Genomic DNA, 26,551 nt, shown 5'->3' with positions numbered 1-26,551 from the left:
ATGGTCGACTATCGCTACCTTGGCCGCAGCGCCCTGAAGGTTTCCCCCCTGAGCCTCGGCACCATGATGTTCGGCGGCCCGACGCCGGATGACGTTGCCTTCCGCATCATCGACAAGGCGAAGGATCAGGGCATCAACTTCATCGATACCGCCGATGTCTACCACAATGGCAAGTCGGAGGAGGTCGTCGGGCGGGGCATCAAGGCCCATCGCGACCACTGGGTGCTGGCGACGAAATTCGTCAATTCGCATGTGAAGGGCCCGAACCTCGGGGGCCACTCCCGCAAATGGGTGATCGAGACCGTTGAAAACTCGCTGCGCCGCCTGAACACGGATTACATCGACATTCTCTATTTCCACCGGGCGGTCTTCGATGCGCCTCTGGAAGAGCCGGTTCGCGCCATTGCCGACCTCATCCGGGCGGGCAAGCTGCGCTATTTCGGGGTGTCGAATTTCCGCGGCTGGCGCATCGCCGAGATCGCGCATCTCGCCGACCAGCTCGGCATCGACCGGCCGGTGGCCAGCCAGCCGCTCTACAACATCGTCAACCGGACAGCCGAGGCCGAACAGCTGCCGGCTGCCCATCATTATGGTCTTGGCGTCGTCTCCTATTCGCCGCTGGCGCGCGGCGTGCTGACGGGCAAGTATCAGCCCGGCGAAGCACCGGCTGCCGATACCCGCGCCGGCCGTGGCGACAAGCGCATTCTGGAAACCGAATGGCGTCCGGAATCCGTCGAGATCGCCCAGAAGATCGCGGCGCACGCTCACGCCAAGGGCATCAAGGCCGCCGATTTCGCGCTCGCCTGGGTGCTGAACAACCAGCTGGTCACAGCGGCGATCACCGGCCCGCGCACGGAAGAGCACTGGGATGGCTATGTCCGCGCCCTTGGCGTGCAGATCGACGCGGAGGACGAGGCTCTCGTCGACAGCCTCGTGACGACCGGCCATCCCTCGACGCCGGGCTTCAACGATCCGAGCCATCCGGTGGAAGGTCGCGTTCCGAGACCGGTTTCGGCACCTGCGGCTGTCTCCGTCGCGCGGCGTGCTGTCGCCTGATCCGACGCTCATCCGGGCGGCGGCGTGCTGCCGCCCCTCAACCTCACCCATTGCGGAACGCCATCATGCCCATCACGCTTCGAACCCTGTCGGCCGAAACGGCTGCCGTCCCTCCCGTGACCCGCGAGGGGCTGATCGACAGCGCGCGCCGCATCGCCGCCGATCTCGCCGGAGATGCCGCGCGTCGCGAACGGGACCGCGTGCTGCCCTTCGACATCTTCCAGCAGATCAAGGAGGCCAGGCTCGGAACGCTTCGCGTTCCGCAGGCCCTGGGGGGCCCGGGCGGCAGCATCAGCGACTATATCGAGGTGCTGATGATCCTGGGCGCCGCCGACAGCAACGTGCCGCATGCGCTGCGCAGCCACTTCAACTTCACGGAGGGGCTTGTTCTCGGCGGCATCGACAGCGAACGGGACCGGCGGCTGCTTGCGCATGTGCTGGATGGCAAGCTGTTTGGCGGGGCTCACACCGAACAGGGCACCCACAAGCCGGGAGACATCACGACCCGGCTGACGCGCGAGGGTGAGAACTATCGTCTCAACGGCCGCAAATGGTATGCGACCGGCACCGCCTTTGCGGATTTTGCGAGCTTCAGCGCGCTGGACGAGGAGGGCAACGCCACCTACAGCCTCATTCCCGTCGACCGTCAGGGCATCACGGTTCTCGACGACTGGGACGGCATGGGCCAGCGCATGACCGCGAGCGGGGGCGTGCTGCTGGAAAACGTGCTGGTCCTGGCATCTGAAGTGTCCGGGCGTACACTTGGCTCGCGGGTCGGGCGGCATTGCTCGACCATGCGGCAGCTGCACCTCGCGGCCTCGGCGGCCGGAGCCGTTCAGGGCGCCGTCGATGAAGGCATTCGCTATGTGCAGCGCCAGGCCCGCGCCGCAGCCCACAGCGCCGCAGAGACCGCGCGTCAGGACCCCTTCGTGCAGAACGTGGTCGGCGAACTGAGCGCGGCGGCCTTCGCCGTGCAGACACTGATCCGCGAAGCAGCGCGAACGCTTGACCGGACCGTGGCCGCCTTTGCAACGGGCGATGAGGACGCCATCGAGACGGCGCTGACCGACAGCGCGCTGACGACATCACGCGTGCAGATCGTCACCGCGCAGCTGGCACTGTCCGCGGCCACGCAGGTCTTCGAGCTGGGGGGTGGCTCGGCCACATCCCGCGACCTCAACCTCGACCGTTACTGGCGCAACATTCGCACCGTCTACAATCACAACCCGCTGCTGCACAAGGCGCGGGTGGTGGGGGACTTCTACCTCAACGGCACGAAGACGCATCTTCTCGAAGGACGTGTTTTCTAGAGCACGTCCGGGCCAAAGGTGCGTCAGCGGCTTTGCGTCCGGACGGCGTGAAAACAAAGAGACAGAGCATTTCGAGCGCTTCCGTTTTCGCTGGAGACGCTCGGGGGGATTCTTTTCAGTCATGTCCGGATCGAACGCGCATCCGGACATGTAGCCAGCGAAGGATTGTCATGGGACCGTCAGTCATCCTGCCGCGGCCTGCGCAGCAATTGCCCGGCCTCTCGCGCCTGCCTCCGCTGACGGCGCTCAGGGCCTTTGTCGTGACCGCCCGTCACGCGAGCTTTTCGCGCGCAGCCGAGGAACTGCATGTGACGACGGCGGCCATCGGCCAGCAGATCCGTCTGCTGGAAACCCATCTGGACGAGGTCCTGTTCAGCCGCAATCGCGGGGAGCTGGTTCTGACGCCGGCAGGGGCATCGCTCTATCCGGGCCTGGCGGCCGCCTTCGATGCGATCGTCGACAGTCTGGGTGCGCTCTATGCGCAGGGGCGGCGCACGACGCTCAGGCTGCTTGTCGAGGATTCCTTTGCAAGCCGCTGGCTTGCGCCACGCCTCGGCCCCCTGCAAAATGCCCTGGGCGAGACCGATCTCATCATCGATCGTTCGATCGCCGGTGAGGCCGACCTGACCCGCCTTGAGGCCGACTGCGCCATTCTGCCGCTCGCCTATCCGTTGACCGGCTACCACTGCGAAGTTCTGCTGGGGGATATGGTCCTGCCGGTCTGCACGCCGGCATTTGCCGAACACCATCACTTGCAGGAGGGGGCCCACCGTCTGCGGGAGGTGCCGGTGATCTATGATGCCCAGGCCGAACCGGAACTCGACTGGCCGCGATGGCTGCGCGCCTGCGGCTTTCCGATCCGCCTCTCCGGCAAGGGATTGAGGCTCACCAGCGTCTCCGCCCTGCTGGAAACGGTCCTGGCGGGCAACGGGATTGCGCTCGCCCGCAATTCGCTCGTTTGCGCGGATCTGCAGGCCGGCCGGCTGATCAGTCCGTTCGGGCGGCCGGTGCCGGTATCCTCCTCCTATTACCTCATCGCCACCGCCGCCAGACGGCGCCTGCCGCCTGTGGAAGCCCTGTTCCGCAGGCTGCAACAGGAAGCGACGACATTTCCGGCGCACACGGCTTGAAGGAGAGGATGAAACGGCGCGGAAAGCGGCACAGGACGGTGCGGGAGGCGCAGCGCCCCCCGCTGCCCGTGATCAGGCGCTTGCTTTCTCGCGGCGGCGGGCACTGTAGAGGCTTTCCGGCCGGGGCAGACCATAGTGGTCACGAAGCGTCGAACCGGCATATTCCAGGCGGAACAGGCCGCGCCGTTGCAGGATGGGCACCACCTCGTCGGCAAAGATATCGAAGCCGCCCTTGAGGTAAGGCGGCATGATGTTGAAGCCATCCGCCGCACCGTTGAGATGCCAGAGTTCGATCCAGTCGGCCACCTGTTCCGGCGTCCCGGCGATGACCTTGTGGCCGCGCGCCCCCGCCAGGCGATGCAGAAGCTGGCGCAAGGTGGGATTTTCACGATCGATCACATCGAGCACCAGCTGATGGCGGCTGCTGGCGGCCCGGGCGCGGGTTGCATCCACGGCGTCCCTGGGAACGGCAGCATCGAGATCCGCCCCGGTGAGATCGACACCGATCATGCGGCGCAACTGCTGCAGCGAAAACTCGGGCTGGATGAGCGCGTTGAATTCGTCCTCCAGCGCCCTGGCCTCCGCTTCGGTGGACGCAATGAAGGGGCTGAGGCCCGGAAGGATCTTGACATGATCGGGATTGCGCCCCTGCCCCCGCGCCCGGCTCTTGATGTCGGCGTAAAATTCCTGTGCGCTTTCAAGGGATTGATGCGCGGTGAAGATTGCTTCCGCGTGGCGCGCGGCAAAGGCGCGACCATCGTCCGAGGAACCGGCCTGGACATAGACCGGACGTCCCTGCGGCGAGCGCGGCAGGTTGAGCGCGCCTTGCACGCTGTAGAACTCGCCCTTGTGCTCGATGGGATGAATATGATCGGTCTCGGCAAACAGGCCGCTTTGCGGATCGACGACCAGGGCATCGTCTTCCCAGCTGTCCCACAGCTTGGTGACGACATCCACGAATTCCGCGGCCTGGCGGTAGCGATCCCCATGAACCGGATGCTTCTCCAGCCCGAAATTGGCCGCGGCCCGATCGACCGAAGTCGTCACGATGTTCCAGCCGACCCGCCCGCCGCTGATGTGATCTGCCGAGGCAAACAGCCGGGCGAGGTTGTAGGGGTCGTAATAGGTGGTGGACGCGGTGGCGATGAAGCCGATCCGCTCCGTCACCGCGGCAAGCGCCGTGATCGCGGTGATCGGCTCCAGGCGGTGGCGGGCCGCATAGCGGATGTTTTCGTCCAGAACAGGGGCATCGGCAAAGAAGATGGCATCCAGCTTGGCGGCTTCGGCGCGCCGGGCAATTTCCTGGTAGAGGCGGATATCGGTCACGCGATGCGGCTCCGATTGCGGGTAGCGCCAGGCCGCCTCGTGGTGACCGGCGGGATAGATGAAGGCATTCAGCACGAGAGATCGTGACGGCAAGGTCATGCGGGTCTCCTTCCGAAAAGCATGAAGACAGTCAGTCAGTGCAGGCTTGGAAAGCCGTGGCGCTCTGCCAGAAAATCCAGAATACGTGTGGTGTCCTGTATGAAGGACAGACTTCCGGCCCGGCCGGCATCCTCCGGCGCCTCGTCTGCGAAGACCAGCAGCGGCAGCGACTGGTTCTCCTCGCCGACCACGGCAATCACGTCGGCTCTCGGACGAGGAAAGCCGACACGGACGACCTCGATCCGCGCCGCCAGATCCGGAAATGCACCAAGCAGGCCCTCGATCTGATTGCAGTACGGACACACGAATGTCTTGCCCGGACGGTTCGGATCTTCAAAGCCTGGCCTGATCAGAAAAAGGCGATCCTTTGCCATCGGCATCATCATCCACATTGGTAAATTCAACTCTGAAACAAGCTTGCTCCTCCGCGAAGGCGAAATCCAGAAGGGAATATTCCGCGTATCGGAAGAAAAAAATTGCGCGAGGTGAGAGGTGGCACGGAGGCCGCCGCTTCTTCCCGCAACGCAAAAAGCCCCGGCGTCCGCAGGGAGCGCCGGGGAGTTGGAGGAGAGTGGAACGACTTTCCTCAGCTGCGCTTCCAGGCTGTCGCCAGATCGCTGTAGGCGATGTCGATGGTCGTCACGAGATTTTCGATCCGCTTGTTGCGGGCAATCACGGTCGGAAGTGCGACCACGGAGAAGTTGGGCAAATCGTCGCCGGCAATCTTCTGGATGTCCTTGAACTGCTCGGCGCGCTTCTTTTCATCCACCTCGACGGCTGCCGCCCGGAAGAGATCGTCGACCTTCGGATTGTTGTAATGGGCGGCATTGGCATACGGCACGATGTTCTTGATGTTATCGGACCAGTAGAGCCGCTGCACACCCGGCGTCGGGTCGAACAGACGGCTGATGCCGTTGAGGTTGATGTCGAAGCCGCGCTCGGTATAGACGCGCTTGATGAAGGTCGCGAGATCGCCTTCCAGGATATCCACCTTCACGCCGAGCTTGCCGAATGTGGAGCGCACATATTCCGCCGTCTTCTTGAAGGTATCGCCCGGAATGAAACTGAGGCGCAGCGTGAAACGTGTGCCGCTTGCGTCCTTCGGATGCCCGGCCGCATCCAGAAGCGCATTGGCCTTGGCGAGATCGAACGGGTACTGGAACGGGGCCTCGTCGTTGTAAGCCTTGAAGACGGCGGGGATCGTGGACGCCGCGGCCTGCGCCGTTCCATAGAAGATCGCGTCGATGATGAACTGCCGGTCGATGGCATGGGCAAGCGCGTGACGCACCTCCTTCTTGGCGAGGATCGGGTTCTCCAGGTTGAACTCGAAGACCTGCGTATTGTTCAGATAGGCATCGGTATAGACATCGACGGCCACTGACGGGTTCTGGCGCAGCCTTTCGATATCGCTGTAGGCGATATCGGTCGTGTAATCGGCTTCCCCGGTTTCCAGCGCGATGGAGGCGGACGCCCCATCGCCCACGAAGCGCGTGACGAAACCATCCAGATGCGGCAGGCCGGCCTGCCAGTAATCCGGGTTGCGCTTCAGCTTCACATGGCTGCCACGCTTCCATTCCTCGAAGATGAAGGGGCCGGTGCCGATCGGCGCATTGCCGTTCGGGCTCTCGGCATAATTGTCGGTCGGATAACGGTGCGCCGGCAGGATGGGTGTCTCGCCGCCGGTCAGCGCCCGCAGCAGATAGGGGGCCGGCTTGGAGAGAACGACGATGGCCGTCAGCGGATCGGGCGTCTCCACATCGCTGACATTGGCGAAGGTGATGCGCGCGCGCGGACCGACCTTCTTGAAGGCCAGCAGCGAGAACTTCACATCCGCAGAGGTGAAGTCCTTGCCGTCATGCCATTTCACGCCCTTGCGCAGCTTGAAAATGTAGCGCAGGCCGTCGGCCGATTGTTCCCAGCTTTCCGCAAGCACCGGCTCGGGCTTGAACTCCTTGTCGAACCTGACGAGACCCTCCAGGACCTTGGTGGAGATATAGCGGGTCTTGGTATTGCTGTCCGACAGGGGGACGAGCGTGGTCGGCTCGCCAACCGTGACGAAGGTGGCAATGCCGCCCTTCTTCGGGGTCTCTGCAGCAAAACCGAGCCGGGGCAGAAGGCCCGCGCCACCCACAGCCGCGCCCAGCAAAAGCGCCTTGCGACGTGTCAGATCCATGGTGTTACCTCTCTTTTGTTCTGGTGATGAAATAATCAGGCTGCCTTCAGCCTGGTCTCGACCAGGCGGGCGAACAGCGTTGCCCCCACTGGCAGGATGGCGTCATCCACGACGAAGCGCGGATTGTGGGCCGGCACCGTGCCGCTGTGTCCCAGCGTGAAGAAGGCGCCGGGCGCATGCGTCAGCATGTCGGCAAAGTCCTCGCTGCCCATGAAGCGGGAGGGCACGGTGGAGACACGGGCCTCCCCGACAACCTCGCGGGCGACCTCCGCCACGATCTTCACGGCCTCCTCGTGATTGGTCAGCACCGAGAAGATGTCGCGGATATCGACGTCAGCGGTCAGGCCATGCGCTGCGGCCACATGCTCGGCAATCGTGCGGATCCGCTCGCGGATGGTGGCCCGCACCGCATCGGAAAACGCCCGCACCGTGCCGCTGATCGAGGCCTGTTCCGGGATCACGTTGTAGGCCGAGCCCGCCTCCAGCTTGGTAATGGAGAGGACCGCCGGTTCGGTCGGCGAGATGGTGCGGCTGACGATGGTCTGCAGCGCCTGGATGAGTTCGCCCGTCGCGGGAATCGGATCTTTCGCGGCATCCGGATGTGCGGCATGGGCCCCCTGACCGCGCAGGTGAATGTCGAAGAAATCGGCACCGGCGAGAATGGTGCCCGGCGACGCCTTGACGTGGTTGGGAAAAGCGTGGGCCGAATTGTGCAGCCCGTAGATTTCATCGACCGGGAAATGCTCGAACAGACCGTCCGCGATCATCGCGCGCGCCCCGCCCAGCCCCTCTTCCGCCGGCTGGAAGATGAACACGACGGTGCCCGCAAAATCCCGCGTTTCTGCCAGATAGCGCGCGGTGCCGAGCAGGATCGTGGTATGCACGTCATGGCCGCAGCCATGGAACTTGCCGGGATAGACGGAAGCATAGGGAAGCCCCGTCTCCTCCGGCATCGGCAGAGCGTCCATATCGGCACGAAGACCGATCGACCGGTTTCCCGGATGGCGGCCCGTCAGGCGGCCGACCACGCCCGTCTTGCCCTAGCCGCGATGCACCTCGATGCCCCAGGAGGCCAGCTTCTCCGCGACGATGCCGGAGGTGCGCACCTCCTCGAAGCCGATTTCGGGATGCTGGTGAATGTCGTGCCGGATGGAAACCAGCTCCGGCGTGAAGGCGGCAATGCGGTCCAGCACCTTCGGCTGGCTGTCGGTCACAGGGTCGATGGATGTGGTCAAGCTCATTCTCCGGTCATGCAAATGCTGTTTCCGCATGCGCCGCATGCAGATTGATGGCGTTCAATGGCAAAAGCTTAGAGGCGCAGGCCGGCCTGCTTCATCAGCGGCAGGATGCGTTCTGCGAAGTATTCAAGGTCATCGCGGAAATCGTAAAAATTCAACTGCACGCCATCGATGCCCGCCTTCTTGAGGCCGATGAGTTGCTCGACCACCTGTTCCGGTGAGCCGATGATCTCGATATTGCCGCCCAGGTTGCGCCCCTGCTTGTGGCGGGCATCGCCACGACCGCGCCAGGCATGCGCATCGCTGTCATAGTTGTTCGTGGCGAAGGCGCGGGTTCCGGGCTGCGGCCGTCCGGCCTCGATCGCATCGGCATAGGCAATGGCTTCCGCCTCCGTATCGCGACTGACGATGATGGGATTGATGATGGTCTTCACGTCGCGGCCATGGGCACTGGCGCGATCCTTGACCGTGCGGATATGCGCCGGCAGGGTTTCGAGTGCACTGTCGATATGCGCTCCGCCCGGCGAGGTCACGAAGACGAGATCGGAATGACGTGCGGCAAAATCCATGCCGGCCGGAGAGCCGGTCGCCGTGACCAGCGTCGGGCGGCCATACAGGGGCTTCGGCGTGATCCAGCCATTGTTGACCGACCAGGGATTGAGCCTGCCCTGATAGGAATAGTTTTCCGTCTCGCCCCACAGATGGTGCAGGACATCGAACAGTTCGGCCGCCATGTCATAGCGCTTGTCATGCTCGATACGTTGCCAGCCGAACATTTCATGCTCGACCGCCCGGTGGCCCGTGACGATATTGATGCCCCAGCGTCCCTTGGCGATGTGATCCAGCGTCGCGCCATACTTGGCCAGATGCAACGGATGCAGCGGCCCGTAGAGGACATGGATGGTGGAGATCAGCAGGATGTTTTTGGTGATCGCTGCCATGGCGCCGAGCGCGATGAAGCTGTCCAGCGAGGCGTCACCGTCATAGCCACCCTTCGGCAGCCACTGGGTGCGGCTGAAGGCGATTTCGAAGCCCAGCTCGTCCGCCCGCTTCACCAGTTCGGCATTGTAATCGAAGGTCCAGCTGTTGCTGGTCGGCAGGCTGGAGAAGTTGATGTCCTGCAGATTGAGAAACAGCCCCAGCATCAGGGGCTGGCGCACGGCCCGGCTGAGCGGGCTGTCGCTGAAATCGGAGGGCGTTCGCAAGGCCGGACCGCCGTCTCGCACTGCCGTTACTGCCATTGTGTTTCTCCCTGCGCCGCACGCGGCGCCTGTGTGTGCAAGGGTGCCAATTGTCTTTCGAGGAAGTGACGCAGGCTGGCGGGTCGACGCCCCAGCAGACGTTCCACGGTCTCGGTGACCGGCGCGGCCAGGCCCTCGGCGATCAGCGTGGCAAATTCGGCGACGGCCCGCGTTGCGAAGGCATCGCCGCCATGCGGTGACGGTGCGCCCGCGCCAGCCTCGATACCGACCGGGCGGCGAAGAATGGTGGAGACCAGACCTGCGACATCCCGTGCGGTATAGGCGCGGCTCCCCGTCAGCACCTGCGGCCCGGACACCGACGTTCCGGCATGCAGCAACCTCGCCGCCACTTCGGCGATATCGTGCACGTCGATGAAGGAAACGGCGGCACCGGCATAACGGTTGGGCAAATCCCTGCCGGACAGTGCCGCGACAACGACCGGAGCAAGCGATACCTGCATCCAGGCATTGGGACGCAGGATGACATGGCCGATGCCGCGGGCGGAAAGATGTGCCTCCGCGGCCCGATGCTGTGCCCCCGCGATGGAGCGGGCGCTGTTGTCGATCGTCCAGGTCGATCCGGACAGCTTGACGATGGAGCTGACGCCGGCCTCTGCGGCGGCATCGATGAGGGCCGTCTGGTGTGCCGCAAGGTTCTGGCTGATGGGCGACAGGAGAAACAGCCGGTCGACCCGTCGCAGCGCCACCTGCAGGCTGCGCGGATCCTCGAAATCGCCCTCGGCGATATCCACCTGATCGCCCCACAGACGAACCGCCTCCTCCGGCCGCCGGGTCAGCACGCGGACCCGATCGCCGATATCGAGAAGCCTGCGGGTTACCAGTTGACCAAGCCGACCCGTGGCGCCCGTGACAAGAATGGTGTGTGCCATGTCAAACCTCACAGCGGCTGCCTGAGATGCGCCAGCGCCAGCGGGCGCGGATCGACCCAGTCGTTGACGTTGAAACTCTCGGTGATGAAGCCCCATTGCAGGAGGAAATCCCGGAAGTGGGCAATTGCATCGATCTCGACCGGATCCAGGGTGAGCGACAGGTGGCGATGCACCTCGACGCCATTGGCGGCGCGAACAGCATCCTCGCTGACACCGATCTCCGCCGCGATGAAACGGACGGCGTCGGCGGGATTGGCCTGCGCCCATTCGTCGACGCGCTGCACGGCGGCAATCAGGTCCGCCACCAGATCCGGCCGTTCGGTGGCAAAGGTTGCATCCACGGTCAGCGGGCGCGGCGTGCCGTTGTTGATGCGGATGCGGGCGTCCGGGTGGAATCCGGTCTCCACGACGATCTGCGCACCGATCAGGTTGGCGACCGTGACACCCTCCGCGCCCTTGACGAAAAAGGCGTCGATCGAACCGCGGTGAAGCGCCTTGATCTCCTCGCCATAGGGAAGCCGTCGCGACAACGCGAACGGCACTGCCTCGGCCTGCGTGGACAGGGCCGATGTCGCGGCCTCGATATCCACCAGTTCGACCTCATCGACGGAGATCTCCGATATTTCGAGTGCGGAGACGATGCCCTTCAGCGCGGTTGCCCGCTGGAAATCGATGCGATCGCCGGGCCGCCGCGGCAATCCAAGGCGACGACCTTTCAGGTCGTGGCCCGTCACGATGCCGGCGCCCGGCAATGCGATGACGGCCTGGAACTCGTCCGTGCGCGTCAGTCCGACCAGCCGGGTACGGGCACCGCCCGCCCGCGCCCAGATCGGCGGGATATTGCCACCCTGACGGAATGACCAGTCGAGATGATGATCGAAATGGCTCTGGCGCACCACCGGATCGCGGGAATCACGAATGGAGGCGACCGCGATGCCGTGGCGGGCGAAGGTCTGCTCCACCCAGCCGAGCTGTGCGGCGATGGACAGCGGTGTCGGTGCCGGGCAACGGGTGTACCAGACCGAGTCTGGAGAGACGGAAAGACGGGAAGCGGCCTGGGGCATCGAAGCATCCTGTGTGAACCAAGAGGATGCCCAAGGCTAACGCCAAATGAAAATAGTCTATAGAAATTATATACTATATTGCGTCCTGCAGTGGAACGGATCGTCCCCGGCTCCCCCCGCGCGCAAAACGAGGGGCCGACGGAGCAGCCCCGGAAGCCCTGCCCCGCCTGTGCCTGCCTGCGGTTACTTCAGCGGGAAACCCAGGCGCCGCAGGATGGCTGTCAGCTGTGAACGGCCCTTCAGCGCCGCCTCGTTTTCGATGCGCTTGGCAATGACGCTCGTCCAGCCACTCTGCGGCAGGTTCTGCCGGGACTGGAAGGCCGCCATCGCGGCATCATAGCGATCGAGATCCTCGCGCTTGACCTCTCCATACTGCTCGCGAAACAGCACCGCCGCCTGCGGCAGGCGCGGCTTGACCTCCGTCTCCACCCCGGGATCCGGATAGCCGACGGTCAATCCGAAGACCGCGACCGTTTCCGGCGGAAGCTTCAGTTCGCGGGCGACATCTTCCGGCTGGTTGCGCATGCCGCCGATGTAACAGGAACCGAGACCGAGCGAATCGATCGCCACGACGGCATTCTGCGCAGCCAGTGCGGCATCGATTGCACCGATCAGGAAGCTTTCATGAAAATCGAGCCCCTCCCCCGCATTGCCGTGCTGGCGCGCAATGGCCCTCAGCCGCGAGAGATCGACCAGCCAGACCAAAAGCAGCGGGGCCGCCACGATATGCGCATTGCCACCCGTAAAGCCGGCAAGCCGCGCCTTGCGCTGCGGGTCTTCGACCGCAACCACGCTCCATGCCTGCAGGTTGGAAGAGGTCGGCGCGGACTGTGCCGCCGCCACAATCAGTTCCACGGTTCCCGCCGGCAGGGAATCGGGCCGGTAATGGCGTGACGTGCGGTGGTTCAGCAGGACCTCCAGGGTCCCGTTCCAGTCGGGTGGCAGGACGGGCGCGGTGCCCCCGCCATAGCGGGCCTGCCACAGGCCCTCAGCCTCATGATCCTGCGCTGCGTTCTGACGAATGGCGGTCGATGTCATGAAATCTCCTTGCGTGAACAGGCTTCTTCCGAAGGGGCGGGCGCGGCAGGTTGGCTGCCCGCATCCGTGGCCGCGACTAGAACCTGCCCTTTGCGGGATGCCGAGCAATTTCATCCCAATCCCGCCATTGCGTTTGAAAGACCATTTCTGCCCCTTGGGTGCAAGCGGCGTATCGCGACATTTTTTCGTGACGTGAACGGCCCGTCTTTTGAGGATGGTTGCGTCCGCAACCGGCCGGCAGCTGGATGGTCGACCTTGTTTACGGGCATATTCGAGAAATTCTTTCTCGGAGACAGGATTTTTTGTCGCCTCCGAAAGAAATCCATTCTTCTGATTTTCGACAGGGCTGATGATGCTTCCGGGGTTCGGATTGATCTTCGCTCCCACAGGAGACTGCCCCCAATGTCGTTCACGAGACGCGCCTTCCACAGACTGCTGCTGGCCGCCACGGCCGGAACCTCCCTCTCCCTGCCGCTCGCGCCCTCGGCACTTGCCGAAACGAAACAGCCTGTTGCCGGCGGAACGCTGAAGCTGCTCTACCGTGTTGATCCGGGCAATGCGCTGTTTGCCATCAACACCTCGTCAGGCACCGGCCAGGCAATCGGTCCCAAGGTGGTGGAGGGCCTGCTGACCTTCGACTTCGACCTGAAGCCGCAGCCTCTTCTGGCTACGGCCTGGTCGGTTTCCGAAGACAACCTCAGATACACATTCAAGCTTCGGCCGGGCGTGAAATGGCATGACGGAGCGGATTTCACGTCGCAGGATGTGGCGTTCTCGATTTTCCGGCTGAAGGAAGCGCATCCACGCGGCCGCATCACCTACCAGAATGTCGTAGCCGTGGAGACGCCCGACCCGCTGACGGCCATTATCGTGCTGTCCAAGCCGGCCCCCTTCCTGCTGGCCGCCCAGTCCAGTTCGGAATCGCCGATCGTACCGAAGCATATCTTCGAGAAGCTGGCGCCGGGCGATGGCCAGACGCTCAAGACGGCGATCGGCACCGGTCCGTTCAAGCTTGCCGAATGGGTGCCGGGCAGCCATCTGATCTTCGAACGCAACCCGGCTTACTGGGACAAGGGCAAGCCCTATCTCGACCGCATCGTGCTGCGCATCGTGACCGACCCTGCCGCCCGCGCCGTGGCGCTGGAAACCGGCGAAGCCGATATCGGCGACAACCCCGTGCCTCTCGCGGACCTCGAGCGTCTGAAGCAGAGCAAGAACCTCGTCGTTGACACCACGACCTATGCCTATGCCGGCCCGCAGCAGCAGCTGTTCTTCAACTACGACACCGAGATCCTGCGAAACAGGGAGGTGCGCCTGGCGATCGCCAAGGCGATCAACCTGCAGGAAATCGTCAATGTCGCCCTGTTCGGCTACGGGCAGGTGTCACCGAGCCCGGTCAGCACGGCGCTGCCCAACTGGTACGATGCCAGCGTGACCGCCCATCCCTTCGACCCCAAGGCCGCCGAGGCCATCCTCGACAAGGCCGGTTTCCCGCGCAAGGCGGATGGCAAGCGCTTCCAGCTGCGGCTGACCTACAATTCCTATCTCGTGCCGGGCTTTGCCGACGTGATCCGCAGCCAGCTGGAAAAGATCGGCATCGGCATCGAGATCCGCAAGTATGATCTGCCGACCTTCCTGAAGACCGTCTACACCGACCGCGCCTTCGATCTCGTCGTTGAATCGCTGTCCAATACCTTCGACCCGACGCTCGGCATCCAGCGCGCCTACTGGAGCAAGAACTTCAAGATCGGCCTGCCCTTCTCGAATGCCGCCCATTACGACAATCCGCAGGCTGATGCGCTGCTGGAAGCAGCCGCCATCGAATCGGATACGCGCAAGCGCTGGGAGCTGTGGAGCCGCTTCCAGCATCTCATCCATGACGATGTCGCCTCGGTCGATCTCGTCGCGGCGGGCAGCCAGATCGTGGCCAACAAGCGGGTGAGGAATTTCGTGACCGGCGCCCAGGGCCTCAACTGGAGCTTTGCCGATATCTGGCTGGAACCGGGCGTGTGAAGGAGATCAACATGACACACCAGATCGACAGGAAGACCTTCATCGACTGGCTGGCGGATGGCCGGGAGCTGGCAGTTCTCGATATTCGACCGGCAGACGAGGTGGGCTATGCCTCACCGCTGTTTGCCACCAATCTGCCCGCCGACCGGCTGTTTGCCGACATCGATCGCTTCATCCCCCGGCGCGCTGTGCGCACAGTGCTGGTGGATGACGGCAAGGGCGCGGCCCTGGCGGCGGCGCAGGCGCTGGCTGGCCTCGGCTGGAGCGACATTCACGCCCTCGAGGGCGGCATCGGCGCCTGGACCGAAGCGGCCGGCAAGCCACTGCCGACCTTCGATATACCGGGGGTGCCCTTCGTGCAGGCGGTGCGCGCGGAGAAAGGCACGCCGGTCGTGTTCGCCGCCGAGCTTCAGGCCTGGCGCGATGCGGGCGAGGATGTGGTGGTGATCGATACGCGCACCCTGCCCGAATATGAAAAGGGCCATGTCCCCGGCGCTGTCGCGGTGCCGGGCGCCGAGCTTCTGCTGCGGTTCCGGGACATCGTTCAGGATCCGGACACCAAGCTCGTCGTGTCCTGCGCAGGTCTGCCGCGCGCCATTCTCGGCGCGCAGACGCTGATTGATGCCGGCGTGGAAAATCTCGTTGCCTATCTGGATGAGGGCACGCGCGGCTGGACTGAGGCCGGCTTGCCGCTGGAGAGCGGCCTCACCGCCACCTACCGGACGCCGAGCGACGAGGCGCTGCGCTTTGCCGAAGCGCACCTGTTGACGCTTTCGAGGGAGGACCGCCTGACCTTCATCGATCTCGACACGGCCCGGGCCTGGGCTGCCGATCCGCAGCGGACCACCTATCTTCTGGACGTGCGCACGCCGGAGGAATTTGCGGCGGCCCATCTGCCCGGCACCCTTTCCTCGGAGGGCGGACAGTTGCTCGGCGTTGCCTATCGGACCCTGTCGGTTCGGGGCGCCCGGGTGGTTCTGGTGGATGATCTTCTGGGCGCGCGCGCCCGGATCGTTGCGCACTGGCTTGCGCGGCGCGGCTTCGAGATCGCGATCCTTCTGCATGACATCGTTTCCGTGAACCGGGCGGCGGCTTGAAGCAGCCGGCGCCTGTGAGACCGGACCCGGACAGCGGCATGGTCATGGGCGGCATGCCGCTTCCGGGTCCGGCACGAGGAAGAATTTCTTCTCCCGCCTGCAAGAATTCATGACCTGCGGCCCTTCAGCCGCGTGGCTAGGGTGAACATGATCCGGAGGATGGACAGACATGACTGAGATCGCGCAAGTGTGGGGCGCTGCGCCCAGCACGCGTTTCGACGAAATCGCGAGGAAATACCGGCCGATCTTTGCCGAAATCCGCCAGGGCGCCGTCGCCAGGGACCTGGAGCGACACCTTCCATCCGTCGAATATGACCAGCTTCGTGCAGCCGGCTTTTCGCGACTTCGCCTGCCGCAGAGCCTCGGCGGCGACGGGCTGACACTGCCCGAACTGTTCGGACTGCTGATCGAGCTGGCGGAAGCCGATCCCAATCTCACCAATGCCTATCGCAGCCATTTCGGCTTTACGGAAGACCTTCTCAATGCGCCGGAAAGCGCGTGGCGCAATCACTGGTTCTCGCTGCTTGCCCGGGGGCAGACGATCGGAAGCGGCTTTTCGGAAATCGGCAATGCTCCGCTCGGCAGCTATTCGACGCAACTGACACGCGACGGCGATCACTGGCTGCTCAACGGCCAGAAGTTCTACACCACCGGCTCCCTTTATGCCGACTGGATCACGCTCGGGGCGGTGGATGGTGACGGTCAGCCGATCGGCGCGCTTGTGCCCACGCGTGCGCCGGGCGTGGATATTCTGGATGACTGGGACGGGTTTGGCCAGGCCCTCACCGCCAGCGGCACCGCGCACTTCACGGATGTGCGGATCACCGACGACCTGATCAAGCCGAGCGCGCTGCGCTTCAGCTATGCCGGCGGCTTCTTCCAGCTCGTTCATCTCGCGTCTCTGGCCGGTATCGGGCGGGCTGCGGCGGGCGATCTCTCCCGGCATGTGGCAGAGCGGCGGCGTGTCTACGCCCGCAGCAATGCTGCCGTGCCGGGAGACGATCCGCAGATCCTGCAGGTCGTCGGACGGGTTCGCAGCGCCGCCTATGCCGCCGGCGCCATCGTGCTGAAGGCCGCCGAAGCCCTGCAGCGCGCCCATGAGGCAAACAAGGGCACGGATAGCCTTGCCATCGGACAGGCCAATCGCGATGCGGATCTGGAGGTCAGCCAGTCTGTGACGGTGGTCTCGACGCTGATCCTTGAGGCGACAACGCTGCTCTTCGATGCGCTCGGAGCCTCGGCGGCGCGCAGGATCCACGGCCTTGACCGGCACTGGCGCAATGCCCGGACCATCACCTCGCACAATCCGCGCATCTACCACGACCGTGTCGTGGGAGATTTCGCGGTCAATGGCCATGCGCCCCCTCAGCAGGGGGGCGTCGGCATTCATCCTGGAAGAGAAATATCGAAGGCATGACTGACACCAAGCGACGGCTGAACCTCAATGTCGGCATCAACACCACCGGCTATCTCCCGCATGCCTGGAAATACCGGACCGGAAGCAGGCACGATATCAACGACCCCGACTACTACCGGCGGCTGACGGAACTCGCGCACCGGGGACGCTTCGATGCGGTGTTCTTTTCCGACCATCCGGCACTCCTGACCGATCCGCTGAGCCGCCCCTTTCACACCCTCGACCCGCTGATCCTGTGCAGCGCACTGGCGGCCCAGGTGCCTGATATCGGCTTTGTCGCAACGATCACCTCGACCTACAATTCGCCGTATAATCTGGCGCGACGCGTCCAGTCGCTGGATATCGTTTCGGGTGGCCGCCTGATCGTCAACGTGGTCTCCTCGTTCAATCCGAATGTGGCGGCCAACTTCGGCAATGCGCCCTTGCCGCCGCGCAGCGAACGCTACCCGCGCGCCATCGAGTTTCTGGATGTCGCCAAGAAGCTCTGGAACAGCTGGGACCCGGACCGGGAGGGCGAGGTTCCGCCGGACCGTTTCTGGGATGCGTCGAGCGCCCATACCATCGATCACAACGGCACGTTCTTTCATGTCCGCGGGCCTCTCAACGTGCCGAGGAGTCCGCAGGGTCACCCGGTGATTGCCCAGGCCGGCGCATCCGAAGGCGGGATCGAACTCGCCGCACGTCATGGCGAGATCATCTACTGCAACATCCTGTCGCGTCCGGCCGGCCAGGCCTTTGGCAGGAAAGTGAAGGACAAGGCCATCGAGATCGGTCGCGATCCCGCCGGCATCCGGATCGTGCCGGGCCTTGTCGTCATTCTCGGGGAAAGCCGGGAGGAAGCCCTGCGCAAGCACGAACTGTTCAGTGGCGCAGGCTCCGAAGACGGATTGCTGGCCCGGTTCATCCGGGAAAACGGCCTCGATCCCGATCGCTTCGATCCCGATGCGGTGCTGGAGGCCGAGCGCTTCGTGCCCGACCAGAACCGGCAATGGGCCGTCGGCATGGGCCTCGGCCTGTCCGAACTGCTGACCTATGAGCGGTTGACCGCGCGCCAGGTGATCCGCCGCTCGGAGGGACATCACCGGCTGTTGCTCGGGACGCCGGAAGAGGTCGCGGACGAGATCATCGACCTCTGGGAGGATGCAACGGTGGACGGCTATACCTTGCAGCCGCCGCGCGCGCCGGACGACATCGCCGAATTCGTCGACAAGGTCGTGCCGATCCTGCAGGATCGCGGGGTCTATCCACGCGACTATGAGGGCCGCACGATCCGTGATCGCTATCGCCTTCCCCACCCGGCCTGACGCCCGCACCGGATCGAACCAGGTCCGGCTGACGGCGGGCGGGACCGCGTGACGGCGGGTCTGCGTGCCGTTCCGGCAGATCCGCCTCTTGTCGGAGGGCACGATCGCCTCGATATCAGGGGGACCGCTCCCCTCCCTCTTGCCCGTCACGCGAGACACGTCCATGCCGAAGTCGCTTCATCTCACCGCATTCATGCGTCCCGTCAGTCTGCACACCGGGGCATGGCGCTATCCGGGCGCCTACCCGGACGCCAATTTCAACTTTCGCCATCTGGCCTCCTTCGCACAGGCGCTGGAGCGGGCGAAGTTCGATGCCTTCTTCATGGCGGACCATCTGGCGGTGCTCAACATGCCGGTGGACGCGCTCAAGCGCAGCCACACCGTCACCTCCTTCGAACCCTTCACCCTGCTGTCGGCGCTTGCCGCCGTAACGGACAGGATCGGCCTTGCCGCAACCGCATCCACCACCTTCGACGAGCCCTATCATGTCGCGCGCCGCTTTGCTTCGCTCGATCACATCAGCGGCGGCCGCGCAGCCTGGAACATCGTCACCACCTCCAACCCCGATGCCGCACGCAATTTCGGGCTCTCCGACCATGTCGAGCACGGCGAGCGCTACAGGCGGGCCCGCGAATTCTTCGATGTCGTCACCGGGCTCTGGGACAGCTTTGCCGACGATGCCTTCATCCGCGATCCGCAGAGCGGCATCTTCTTCGATCCGGAAAGGCTGCATGTGCTCGATCACAAGGGTCCGGCCTTCAGCGTGCGCGGACCGCTCAACATTGCCCGCCCCGTCCAGGGCTGGCCGGTGATCGTGCAGGCGGGACAATAGGAACCCGGCAAGCAGCTGGCGGCGGAAACGGCAGAAGTGGTGTTTGCCGCGCCGCGGGAGCTTGGCACCGCCAAGGCGCTCTATGCCGACATCAAGGGGCGCATGCCTGCCCTTGGCCGCAATCCCGCGCATCTGAAGATCCTGCCTGCGGCCATGATCGTGGTCGGGGAGAGCGTGGAGGAGGCAAGGGCCAAACGTGCCCGGCTGGACAGCCTCGTCCATTACGACAGCGCCATCGCCTCGCTGTCCATCGCGCTCGGCCATGATGCCTCCGGCTTTGATCCGGATGGCCCGCTGCCCGCCATTCCCGACACCAATGCGAGCAAGAGCGGCCGGGCGGAAGTTCTGCGCCTGGCGGAGCAGGAAAAGCTGACGGTTCGGCAGCTGGCGCAACGGTATGGCGGCTATGCCGGACTTGCGTTCGTCGGAACACCCGCATCCATCGCCGACGCCATGGAGACCTGGCTGCAGGAAGAGGCCGCGGACGGCTTCACCTGCGTCTTCCCCTATCTGCCGCAGGGGCTTGATGACGTGACGGAACGGCTGGTGCCGGAATTGCAGCGGCGCGGCCTGTTCCGCAGGGACTACGAGGGCGCAACGCTGCGCGAGCATCTCGGCCTGCCGCGCCCGTCCAACCGCTTCTTCGGCTGAGCCTCCTGCGGCCCCTGAGGTCAGCACAGGAGCGGGCGTTCGCGCCCCTCCGTTGAGAGAAGGCGCCCCGGCGCCGGCCGTCACGCCGGTGACATAGTTCACGCGTCTGCACGAAAATAGAATATAATTCCTATAGAAAATATTATCCACTGTTACTGTTGACACATCGACGGCGGTTCGGGGCGCCTGCCCTGACAGCGCCGTGTTGGCCCTGGCCGTACCAGCATCCGCTTGTCGGCCACTCCCGCGCAACAGAGGACAGGTCGATGAGCGCCACGGCACATCTCGCCATTCAGAACGTCACGCGCCAGTTCATGGTGAATTCCCGCATCATCACGGCCTTGCAGGATGTCAGCCTTTCCGTTGCGGCCGGCGAATTCGTGACCATCGTCGGCGCAAGCGGCTGCGGCAAGTCCACCCTGCTGCGGCTCGGGGCGGGTCTCGACACCGGCCATCAGGGCGAGATCCGCCATCGCGGCGAGCCGGTGCGCGGCGCGAGCCTCGAGCGCGGCATCGTCTTCCAGGAGCCGCGCCTGTTTCCCTGGCTGACGGTCGAGCGGAACGTGGCGCTCGGGCTGGAAAATGCGGCCGTCAGCAAGGCGGACAAGAAACGGCTGGTGGACGAACATCTGGAACTGGTGGGCCTGACGGGCTTTGCGAAAGCCTATCCCCATCAGCTTTCCGGCGGCATGGCGCAACGCGCCGGGATTGCGCGCGGGCTGGTCAACCGTCCCGACGTCCTCTTCCTTGACGAGCCCTTCGGTGCCCTGGATGCGATCACCAAGGCGCATCTACAGGGTGAACTGCAATCGATCTGGTCACGCGAGAAGATCACGATGATCCTCGTGACGCATGATGTGGACGAGGCCGTCTTCCTGGGCGACCGCGTGGTGGTGATGTCGCCGCGTCCGGGCCGCATCCGCGAGATCGTGCCGGTCGACCTGCCCCGACCGCGCGATCGGACGTCGGCCGCCTTTGCCACGGTGCGCGCGCATGTGCTGCAAAGCCTGAACGGGACGACCTCTGCCCGCGATCCGCGCCCGACCCCGGCGGATGCAACGCCGGTGCTGCCACGCCCCGCACCGGCCATCGCCGTCGCCCGCTGATCCGTTCCCGACAACCCTGGAGCCTATCCATGATCTTGACATCCTTCCTGCGCGCCACAGCCGGCGCGGCCTTCGCCCTTGCGCTTTCCTGGCAGCCGACGCTGGCAGCCGAACCTCTGGTCATCCATGTCGGCTATGCCGCAATCGGGGTCGACAATCGCCCCTTTGCCGAAGGCACCTCTGCCGCCACCGCACGGGCCGGAGAGTTCCTGGAAAAGGAATTTGCCAACGATCCGGACGTCAAGATCGAATGGACCTTCTTCAAGGGCGCAGGCCCGGCCGTCAACGAAGGCTTTGCCAACGACCAGTTGGACTTTGCCTATCAGGGTGACCTTCCCTCGCTGATCGGCCGCGCCACAGGGCTGAAGACGAAGTACCTGCTGGCGAGCGGCGCCCGCAAGCCCTCCTATCTCGCTGTCGCCAAGGAGTCCGGCATCCGGAAGATCGAGGATCTGAAGGGCCGCAAGGTGGCATTGCAGCGCGGCACCAACAGCCATCTGGCGGCCATCAAGATTCTGGAGGCGCATGGGCTGAAGGAACGCGACGTTCAGGTGGTCAATCTCGACAGCGCCGCCACCGTGGCGGCCCTGACCAGCAAGGACATCGATGCCGCCTTTGGCGATACGCAGCTGATCAATCTCGCGGCCAAGGGTTCGGCCGACATCATCTACACCACCAAGGGCGACGACCCGCGCTTTGGCCGCAATGCCGGCATCATTGCCCGCGAGGCCTTCATCACCGCCCATCCGCAGATCACCCAGCGTGTGGTCGATGCCTTCGTGAAGGCCGCGCAATGGTCGTCGGATGAAACAAACCGCGCCGCGCAGTTCGAGCTCTGGGGCAAGTCCGGCACGCCGATTCCGATCCTGGAAGAGTATTTCAGCAAGGATACGCTCGCCTATCGCAATTCGCCGCTGATCGATGACCTGCTGGTCTCGCAGTACAAGGAGCAGGCCGTGAAGAGCAAGGAATTCGGCCTCATCCGCCGCGACGTCGATCTCAACGGCTGGTTCGAGCCGAAATATCTCGACAATGCGCTGGAGCGGCTGAAGCTGAAGAGCTTCTGGCAACCCTATGGTGCCGACGGCAAGCCGACGGCCTCGTGATCGCCTTCCCTGCCTCCACGATCACGCAAAAGGACCAGGCGATGGCCGTTCTGACAGTCACCGAGGTGCATGCGGCGGGAGGTGCCCCTCGCCTGTGGCGCAAGCGCACCATGCGTGGGCTGACCGCCCTGCTGCTTCCGGCCGCTCTGCTTCTCCTGTGGTGGACCGCGTCCGATCGTGGCTGGCTTGCCGAGCAGATCCTGCCGCATCCGGTCTACGTCTTCGAGGCGCTGCGCGACATGCTGGCCAGCGGCGATCTCGTCTACCATGTCGGTGTCAGCCTGCGGCGCGTGCTGATCGGCTTTGCCATCGGCGCGTGCCTCGGTCTCGCGCTCGGCATTGCCATGGGCCTTTCGGAACGCGTCGAAGACTATGTGAAGCCGCTGTTTCTCGCCTTTGCCCAGATCCCGACGCTCGGCTGGATTCCGCTGCTGATGCTTCTCGTCGGCATTGGCGAGACGCTGAAGATCATCGTCATCACCAAGGGCGCGCTGGTGCCGATGACGCTGAACACATTCGCCGGCATCCGCAATGTCTCGCCGCGCTATCTGGAGGTGGCGGACGCACTGCGGTTCACGCGCTGGCAGAGGCTCAGGCTCGTCATCCTGCCCGCCGCCATCCCCTTTGTCTTCACCGGCATTCGCTATGGGCTCACCCATGCCTGGACCTCGCTCGTGGGGGTCGAGTTGCTCGCCTCCTCCGAGGGGCTCGGCTATCTGCTGGTCTGGGGCCGGCAGATGTTCTGGCTGGATACGGTGATCATCGCGATGCTCGCCATCGGCGTCGTCGGCTTCATCATGGATGGCGGGCTCAACCGAACCGAGCGGCTGATCCAGCGCTGGAAGCGGAGCGAGATCTGACCATGAGCGGCACGACATCCACCGCACTGCGCATTCGCCGGGGCATCACGCTTCCGCTGCTTCTGCTGGTCGTCTGGGAATTCTCCAGCCGAACCGGCCTTGTCGACCCGCGTTTCCTGCCACCGCTGGAAAGCGTGATCGCGACCGCGCGCCGCGAGCTTTTCGGCAACGACCTGATCTTCGATCTCCTGTCGAGCCTTGCCCGCAATCTCTGCGGGTTTCTGCTCGGCGCCGCGGTCGGCATTGCCTTTGCCACCGTGCTTGCCCTGTCGCCACTCGCCGGACGGCTGGTCATGCCGACCTTCAACGGCTTCAAGCAGATCTCGCTGCTTGCCTGGATTCCGCTGATCTCCGTCTGGTTCGGTTTCGGAGAGCAGGCCAAGATCGTCTTCGTGGCGCTCGCCTGCTTCATTCCCGTGGTGCTGAACACCTATGACGGCATGCGCGACGCGCCGGCAGACCTGATCGAGGTCGGACGCGCGCTGCAGTTCAATGCCCGCCAGCGGTTCTGGCGCATCTATCTGCCGTCCGCCATGCCGGCAATCGCCACCGGCATCCATCTCGGCCTCATCTATTCCTGGCTGGCGACAGTCGGTGCGGAATATTTTCTGGCGGTGGGACCCGGAATCGGTGGCCTGGTGATCGCCGGTCGAGAGCGTTTCGACATGGCCATGGTGATGGTCGGTGTCATCATCCTCGGCCTTGTCGGCTTCTCGCTCAACCGGCTGGCCGCAACGGTCGAAAACCACCTGCTGCGCTGGCGTCCGCCGCGCGCGGCCTGAGGCGAGCCCTCGCCCTTTCTCTCAAGACCTGAGGTATCCCGATGAGCAGCAAGACCGAATTTCTCTGGTATATCCCCAACGATGTGAAGGCCGGTCATCGCGGCGACGTGGCGGGCGAGGACCATAACAGCCTGGACACGCTGACGTCTCATGCGACGGCGCTGGAAGACAATGGCTGGACGGGCGCCCTGATCGGCACGGGATGGGGGCGGCCGGATACCTTTACCGTCGCAACCGCGCTTGCCGCCCGGACACGGCGCTTCCAGCCGCTGATTGCCATACGCCCCGGCTACTGGAAGCCCGCCAATTTCGCCTCGGCGGCTGCCACGCTCGATCATCTGAGCGGCCAGCGCATCCGCGTCAACATCGTCTCCGGCAAGGACGACCTTGCCGCCTATGGCGACAGCGAGGGCGATTCCACGCATCGCTATGCACGCACCAGGGAGTTCATGCGGCTGGTCCGGCAGTTGTGGACCGAGGACCATGTCAGCTTCGACGGCGAACACTTCCGGGTGACCAACTCCACGGTCCAGCCCCGGATAAAGTCCAGGCCCGATCGTCCGCATCCCAAACTCTATTTCGGCGGCGCCTCCGACGCGGCGGAGCGGGTATCGGCGACGGAAGCGGATGTGCAGCTGTTCTGGGGAGAACCTCTCCACGGCATCGAGGAGCGGATCGCGCGGCTGAAGGCGCTCAGCGCCAGTCTGGACCGTGATCTGCCGCCGCTGGAATTCGGCCTGCGCATCACCACGCTTGTGCGCGACACGACGGAGGAAGCCTGGCGGGATGCCGAGGCGAAGGTCGCAGACATGGCCCGCAACAGCGGAGCCGGATGGCATGACCACAAGCGGGAGGTCGCTGTCGGCCAGCAACGCCTTTTCAACCTGCAGGCAAAGGGCGACGTGCTGGACGACAATCTCTATACCGCCCCCGGAAAGTTCGGCGGCGGCGGCGCAGGCACCACATGGCTGGTAGGATCGGCCGAGGATGTCGCAAGATCCCTGAACAGATATCGCGCGCTCGGGATTACCCATTTCGTGCTGTCCGACACCCCCTATCTCTCCGAAATCAGAAGGCAGGGCAGCCAATTGCTTCCCTTGCTGGTCGATGCGCCACGGCCGGGACGTCTTGCCGCCGGCTGAGCAAGCGCCCCGCGGGCTCTGGTTGGCGGCGACAGGCGCAGGTCAGGCGCAGGGGCGACCGTTCGAAGCAACCGGCGGCAGGTCCAGGGCATTTCCGGTGAAAACCGGATCACCTGACATGTTCTATCTCTTTGTTTTCACGCGGTCCGGACGCAAAACCGCTGAGGCACTTTCGGCTCGGACGGGCTCTAGATCGGCGTTCCATCACGGCCCGCGGCAGCAGCCTGTCCCGCCGTTCTGCCCAGCGCGATTGCCGTGAGCAGGCCATTGCCGGACAGATAGCCGGATGCCCGGTTGCCGGAAACACCGCAGGCCGCCCCGCCGGCGGCGTAGAGGTTCGGCAGCACGCTGCCATCCGGACGCAGGACGCGGGCGCGCGCGTCGATCACCAGTCCGCCCTGCGTATGGAACAATGCGCCGGTAACCCGCGCGGCACAGTATGGCGCCGCCAGAGGCTGCGAATTGGCAAAGTCGCGACCGAAGGGATCAGCAGTCTCTCCACGCCTGCATGTCTCGACCTGCTCGAACGTCTGAAGCAGCACCTCCTCCGATACGGCCAGGCGGGCCGCCAGATCCGCCAGAGTTTCCGCGGTCACGATCGCCCCCATCGCCTCGGCACGGCGATAATCTTCAAACTGGCGCGTGACCGCCGCGATGCGCCTGTCGAAAATGCTCCAAGCGAGGCCCTCCGGCTGCTTCAGCACCTCGGCGGCCTGTTCCGAATAACCTTGCGCTTCGTTGGAGAAGCGCCGGCCTTCAATGTTCACCTGGAAGCCGCCCTCGGTGATGGTGGCCCAGGAAATCAGAATGCCGGCCGGATGGGCCACGGACCCATGGCCCTGATGACCATTCAGATGCCGGGTCGCCGCACCAAGCGCCTCGCCCCACAAAAGCGCGTCCCCCTGATTGCCCGCATGGCCAAAGTAGGTCGCCTCTGAAAGCGACGGTATATGGGTCGCCACAAGTGCCCGATTACCGCCGTAACCGTTGCAGGCAAGGATCAGTCGATCACAGCCGATCTCCTCCACGCTTGCGTCGGGTCGCACGAAGGCCAGACCAAGCACCCTTTCGGCATCATCGGCGAAGAGCGTCGTGACATGGGCATCGCAGACGACCGGAATGTCGCAGGCTTCCGCGGCCGCGCGCAGCGCGTCGATCAGTTCCTCGCCGGAGCGGGAGGCAAGGCCGTGCATGCGACGCGAGGAATGGCCGGGATAGCTGAAATCCTCGATCACCGAAAAGTTCAGGCCGTGGCGATCAGCCAGCCATTCGAGGGTGGGGCCGGCAAGGCGGGTCACGTGATCAACGATCAGCGCGTCGGGCTCGCCATGCGCCTTGCGGAAGATATCGCCCGCGAACAGTTCCGGTGTATCGAAAATGCCGGCTGCACCCTGCCAGCGTGTCCCAGCCGCCGGAATGAGGCCAGCCGACAAGGCCGTGGAACCACGCGGCAGCGGATCGCGCTCGAGGACGAGAACCTCCTCGCCCGCCTCATGGGCGGACAGAGCCGCCACAAGGCCCGCCGCTCCTGCCCCGATGACAACGAGCGGCACACGGTAATCAAAGGACTTTTCCGCAACACGAACACAGCGAGACACGATTGGCTCCACTCCCCTCGCAAGACAGCTATCTGCCATTTTGAAGAAACAATAAGCTGTATTATTTTTAAAACAACA

The 26,551-nt window shown here is 64.3% G+C and carries 20 protein-coding genes and 2 pseudogenes; 13 read left to right on the top strand and 9 right to left on the bottom strand.

Annotated features, from left to right (window positions below; genetic code table 11):
* The 3 genes from F3H95_RS19745 (at nt 1) to F3H95_RS19735 (ending at nt 3,496) form a co-directional block, all read left to right on the top strand.
* Nucleotides 1-1,056 (top strand): aldo/keto reductase, encoded by a 1,056-nt coding sequence (locus F3H95_RS19745; protein WP_143126583.1) that lies wholly within the window; start codon nt 1-3, stop codon nt 1,054-1,056.
* A gap of 65 nt (nt 1,057-1,121) precedes the next feature.
* A complete protein-coding gene (locus F3H95_RS19740; RefSeq protein ID WP_149747252.1) occupies nt 1,122-2,366 on the top strand; it encodes an acyl-CoA dehydrogenase family protein in 1,245 nt (414 codons plus the stop codon).
* Between the two features lie 170 nt (nt 2,367-2,536).
* The gene (locus F3H95_RS19735; RefSeq protein ID WP_149747251.1) at nt 2,537-3,496 is read left to right on the top strand and encodes a LysR substrate-binding domain-containing protein; all 960 of its coding nucleotides are present in this window, start codon (nt 2,537-2,539) and stop codon (nt 3,494-3,496) included.
* 72 nt (nt 3,497-3,568) lie between these two features.
* On the opposite strand, the gene F3H95_RS19730 is transcribed toward F3H95_RS19735, so the two are convergent.
* The 8 genes and pseudogenes from F3H95_RS19730 to F3H95_RS19695 form a co-directional block, all read right to left on the bottom strand.
* Nucleotides 3,569-4,921, bottom strand: a complete 1,353-nt coding sequence (locus F3H95_RS19730; RefSeq protein ID WP_149747250.1) for an LLM class flavin-dependent oxidoreductase — start codon at nt 4,919-4,921, stop codon at nt 3,569-3,571.
* A gap of 35 nt (nt 4,922-4,956) precedes the next feature.
* Complete coding sequence (locus F3H95_RS19725; RefSeq protein ID WP_149747289.1) at nt 4,957-5,307, bottom strand: DUF3088 domain-containing protein; 351 nt, start codon at nt 5,305-5,307, stop codon at nt 4,957-4,959.
* A gap of 200 nt (nt 5,308-5,507) precedes the next feature.
* Complete coding sequence (locus tag F3H95_RS19720; protein ID WP_149747249.1) at nt 5,508-7,094, bottom strand: ABC transporter substrate-binding protein; 1,587 nt, start codon at nt 7,092-7,094, stop codon at nt 5,508-5,510.
* A 35-nt stretch (nt 7,095-7,129) separates the two neighbouring features.
* A pseudogene (locus F3H95_RS19715) lies at nt 7,130-8,329 on the bottom strand (M20 aminoacylase family protein).
* Between the two features lie 74 nt (nt 8,330-8,403).
* Entirely contained in the window at nt 8,404-9,573 is a 1,170-nt protein-coding gene (locus F3H95_RS19710; RefSeq protein WP_149747248.1) for an LLM class flavin-dependent oxidoreductase, read from the bottom strand.
* A complete protein-coding gene (locus F3H95_RS19705) occupies nt 9,564-10,463 on the bottom strand; it encodes an NmrA family NAD(P)-binding protein (protein WP_143126576.1) in 900 nt (299 codons plus the stop codon). Before F3H95_RS19705 ends, F3H95_RS19710 begins: the two co-directional genes overlap by 10 nt.
* Before the next feature lie 8 nt (nt 10,464-10,471).
* Nucleotides 10,472-11,527 carry an ABC transporter substrate-binding protein gene (locus F3H95_RS19700; protein WP_149747247.1) on the bottom strand — a complete coding sequence of 352 codons (1,056 nt, stop codon included), beginning with the start codon at nt 11,525-11,527 and terminating at the stop codon, nt 10,472-10,474.
* Nucleotides 11,528-11,710: 183 nt separating this feature from the next.
* Nucleotides 11,711-12,565: an NADPH-dependent oxidoreductase gene (locus F3H95_RS19695; RefSeq protein ID WP_149747246.1), complete on the bottom strand. Its 855-nt coding sequence runs from the start codon at nt 12,563-12,565 to the stop codon at nt 11,711-11,713.
* A gap of 402 nt (nt 12,566-12,967) precedes the next feature.
* On the opposite strand from F3H95_RS19695, the gene F3H95_RS19690 reads away from it, so the two are divergent.
* The 10 genes and pseudogenes from F3H95_RS19690 to F3H95_RS19645 all read left to right on the top strand — a co-directional run bounded on the left by F3H95_RS19690 (nt 12,968) and on the right by F3H95_RS19645 (nt 24,875).
* The gene (locus F3H95_RS19690; protein ID WP_149747245.1) at nt 12,968-14,578 is read left to right on the top strand and encodes an ABC transporter substrate-binding protein; all 1,611 of its coding nucleotides are present in this window, start codon (nt 12,968-12,970) and stop codon (nt 14,576-14,578) included.
* 11 nt (nt 14,579-14,589) lie between these two features.
* A complete protein-coding gene (locus tag F3H95_RS19685) occupies nt 14,590-15,675 on the top strand; it encodes a rhodanese-like domain-containing protein (RefSeq protein ID WP_149747244.1) in 1,086 nt (361 codons plus the stop codon).
* Nucleotides 15,676-15,844: 169 nt separating this feature from the next.
* Entirely contained in the window at nt 15,845-17,092 is a 1,248-nt protein-coding gene (locus F3H95_RS19680) for an acyl-CoA dehydrogenase family protein (RefSeq protein WP_149747243.1), read from the top strand.
* Entirely contained in the window at nt 17,089-18,396 is a 1,308-nt protein-coding gene (locus F3H95_RS19675; RefSeq protein WP_149747242.1) for an NtaA/DmoA family FMN-dependent monooxygenase, read from the top strand. The genes F3H95_RS19680 and F3H95_RS19675 overlap by 4 nt, the downstream gene beginning before the upstream one ends.
* Before the next feature lie 163 nt (nt 18,397-18,559).
* Nucleotides 18,560-19,879: pseudogene (locus F3H95_RS19670) on the top strand (LLM class flavin-dependent oxidoreductase).
* 266 nt (nt 19,880-20,145) lie between these two features.
* Entirely contained in the window at nt 20,146-20,985 is an 840-nt protein-coding gene (locus F3H95_RS19665; protein ID WP_143126568.1) for an ABC transporter ATP-binding protein, read from the top strand.
* A gap of 29 nt (nt 20,986-21,014) precedes the next feature.
* Nucleotides 21,015-22,091: an ABC transporter substrate-binding protein gene (locus F3H95_RS19660; RefSeq protein WP_143126567.1), complete on the top strand. Its 1,077-nt coding sequence runs from the start codon at nt 21,015-21,017 to the stop codon at nt 22,089-22,091.
* A gap of 41 nt (nt 22,092-22,132) precedes the next feature.
* On the top strand, nt 22,133-22,951 hold the full coding sequence (locus tag F3H95_RS19655; protein ID WP_149747241.1) for an ABC transporter permease: 819 nt from the start codon (nt 22,133-22,135) through the stop codon (nt 22,949-22,951).
* Nucleotides 22,952-22,953: 2 nt separating this feature from the next.
* Nucleotides 22,954-23,733, top strand: a complete 780-nt coding sequence (locus tag F3H95_RS19650; RefSeq protein WP_143126565.1) for an ABC transporter permease — start codon at nt 22,954-22,956, stop codon at nt 23,731-23,733.
* A 41-nt stretch (nt 23,734-23,774) separates the two neighbouring features.
* Entirely contained in the window at nt 23,775-24,875 is a 1,101-nt protein-coding gene (locus F3H95_RS19645) for an LLM class flavin-dependent oxidoreductase (protein WP_149747240.1), read from the top strand.
* 188 nt (nt 24,876-25,063) lie between these two features.
* Here F3H95_RS19645 and F3H95_RS19640 read toward each other — a convergent pair whose 3' ends face one another.
* Complete coding sequence (locus tag F3H95_RS19640) at nt 25,064-26,473, bottom strand: FAD-dependent oxidoreductase (protein WP_244618080.1); 1,410 nt, start codon at nt 26,471-26,473, stop codon at nt 25,064-25,066.
* Nucleotides 26,474-26,551 lie beyond the last annotated feature (78 nt).

This window comes from Rhizobium sp. RU35A (genome assembly GCF_900156005.1).
Taxonomy (GTDB): Bacteria; Pseudomonadota; Alphaproteobacteria; order Rhizobiales; family Rhizobiaceae; genus Neorhizobium; species Neorhizobium straminoryzae.
Note: the sequence above shows the minus strand (reverse complement) of the source record. Positions and strands in the feature narration are given on the sequence as shown.

Bases quoted from the DNA above. Each gene is read 5' to 3' on its own strand.
- F3H95_RS19745 (WP_143126583.1), top strand. From the start codon at position 1: ATGGTCGACTATCGCTACCTTGGCCGCAGCGCCCTGAAGGTTTCCCCC.
- F3H95_RS19740 (WP_149747252.1), top strand. From the start codon at position 1,122: ATGCCCATCACGCTTCGAACCCTGTCGGCCGAAACGGCTGCCGTCCCT.
- F3H95_RS19735 (WP_149747251.1), top strand. From the start codon at position 2,537: ATGGGACCGTCAGTCATCCTGCCGCGGCCTGCGCAGCAATTGCCCGGC.
- F3H95_RS19730 (WP_149747250.1), bottom strand. From the start codon at position 4,921: ATGACCTTGCCGTCACGATCTCTCGTGCTGAATGCCTTCATCTATCCC.
- F3H95_RS19725 (WP_149747289.1), bottom strand. From the start codon at position 5,307: ATGATGATGCCGATGGCAAAGGATCGCCTTTTTCTGATCAGGCCAGGC.
- F3H95_RS19720 (WP_149747249.1), bottom strand. From the start codon at position 7,094: ATGGATCTGACACGTCGCAAGGCGCTTTTGCTGGGCGCGGCTGTGGGT.
- F3H95_RS19710 (WP_149747248.1), bottom strand. From the start codon at position 9,573: ATGGCAGTAACGGCAGTGCGAGACGGCGGTCCGGCCTTGCGAACGCCC.
- F3H95_RS19705 (WP_143126576.1), bottom strand. From the start codon at position 10,463: ATGGCACACACCATTCTTGTCACGGGCGCCACGGGTCGGCTTGGTCAA.
- F3H95_RS19700 (WP_149747247.1), bottom strand. From the start codon at position 11,527: ATGCCCCAGGCCGCTTCCCGTCTTTCCGTCTCTCCAGACTCGGTCTGG.
- F3H95_RS19695 (WP_149747246.1), bottom strand. From the start codon at position 12,565: ATGACATCGACCGCCATTCGTCAGAACGCAGCGCAGGATCATGAGGCT.
- F3H95_RS19690 (WP_149747245.1), top strand. From the start codon at position 12,968: ATGTCGTTCACGAGACGCGCCTTCCACAGACTGCTGCTGGCCGCCACG.
- F3H95_RS19685 (WP_149747244.1), top strand. From the start codon at position 14,590: ATGACACACCAGATCGACAGGAAGACCTTCATCGACTGGCTGGCGGAT.
- F3H95_RS19680 (WP_149747243.1), top strand. From the start codon at position 15,845: ATGACTGAGATCGCGCAAGTGTGGGGCGCTGCGCCCAGCACGCGTTTC.
- F3H95_RS19675 (WP_149747242.1), top strand. From the start codon at position 17,089: ATGACTGACACCAAGCGACGGCTGAACCTCAATGTCGGCATCAACACC.
- F3H95_RS19665 (WP_143126568.1), top strand. From the start codon at position 20,146: ATGAGCGCCACGGCACATCTCGCCATTCAGAACGTCACGCGCCAGTTC.
- F3H95_RS19660 (WP_143126567.1), top strand. From the start codon at position 21,015: ATGATCTTGACATCCTTCCTGCGCGCCACAGCCGGCGCGGCCTTCGCC.
- F3H95_RS19655 (WP_149747241.1), top strand. From the start codon at position 22,133: ATGGCCGTTCTGACAGTCACCGAGGTGCATGCGGCGGGAGGTGCCCCT.
- F3H95_RS19650 (WP_143126565.1), top strand. From the start codon at position 22,954: ATGAGCGGCACGACATCCACCGCACTGCGCATTCGCCGGGGCATCACG.
- F3H95_RS19645 (WP_149747240.1), top strand. From the start codon at position 23,775: ATGAGCAGCAAGACCGAATTTCTCTGGTATATCCCCAACGATGTGAAG.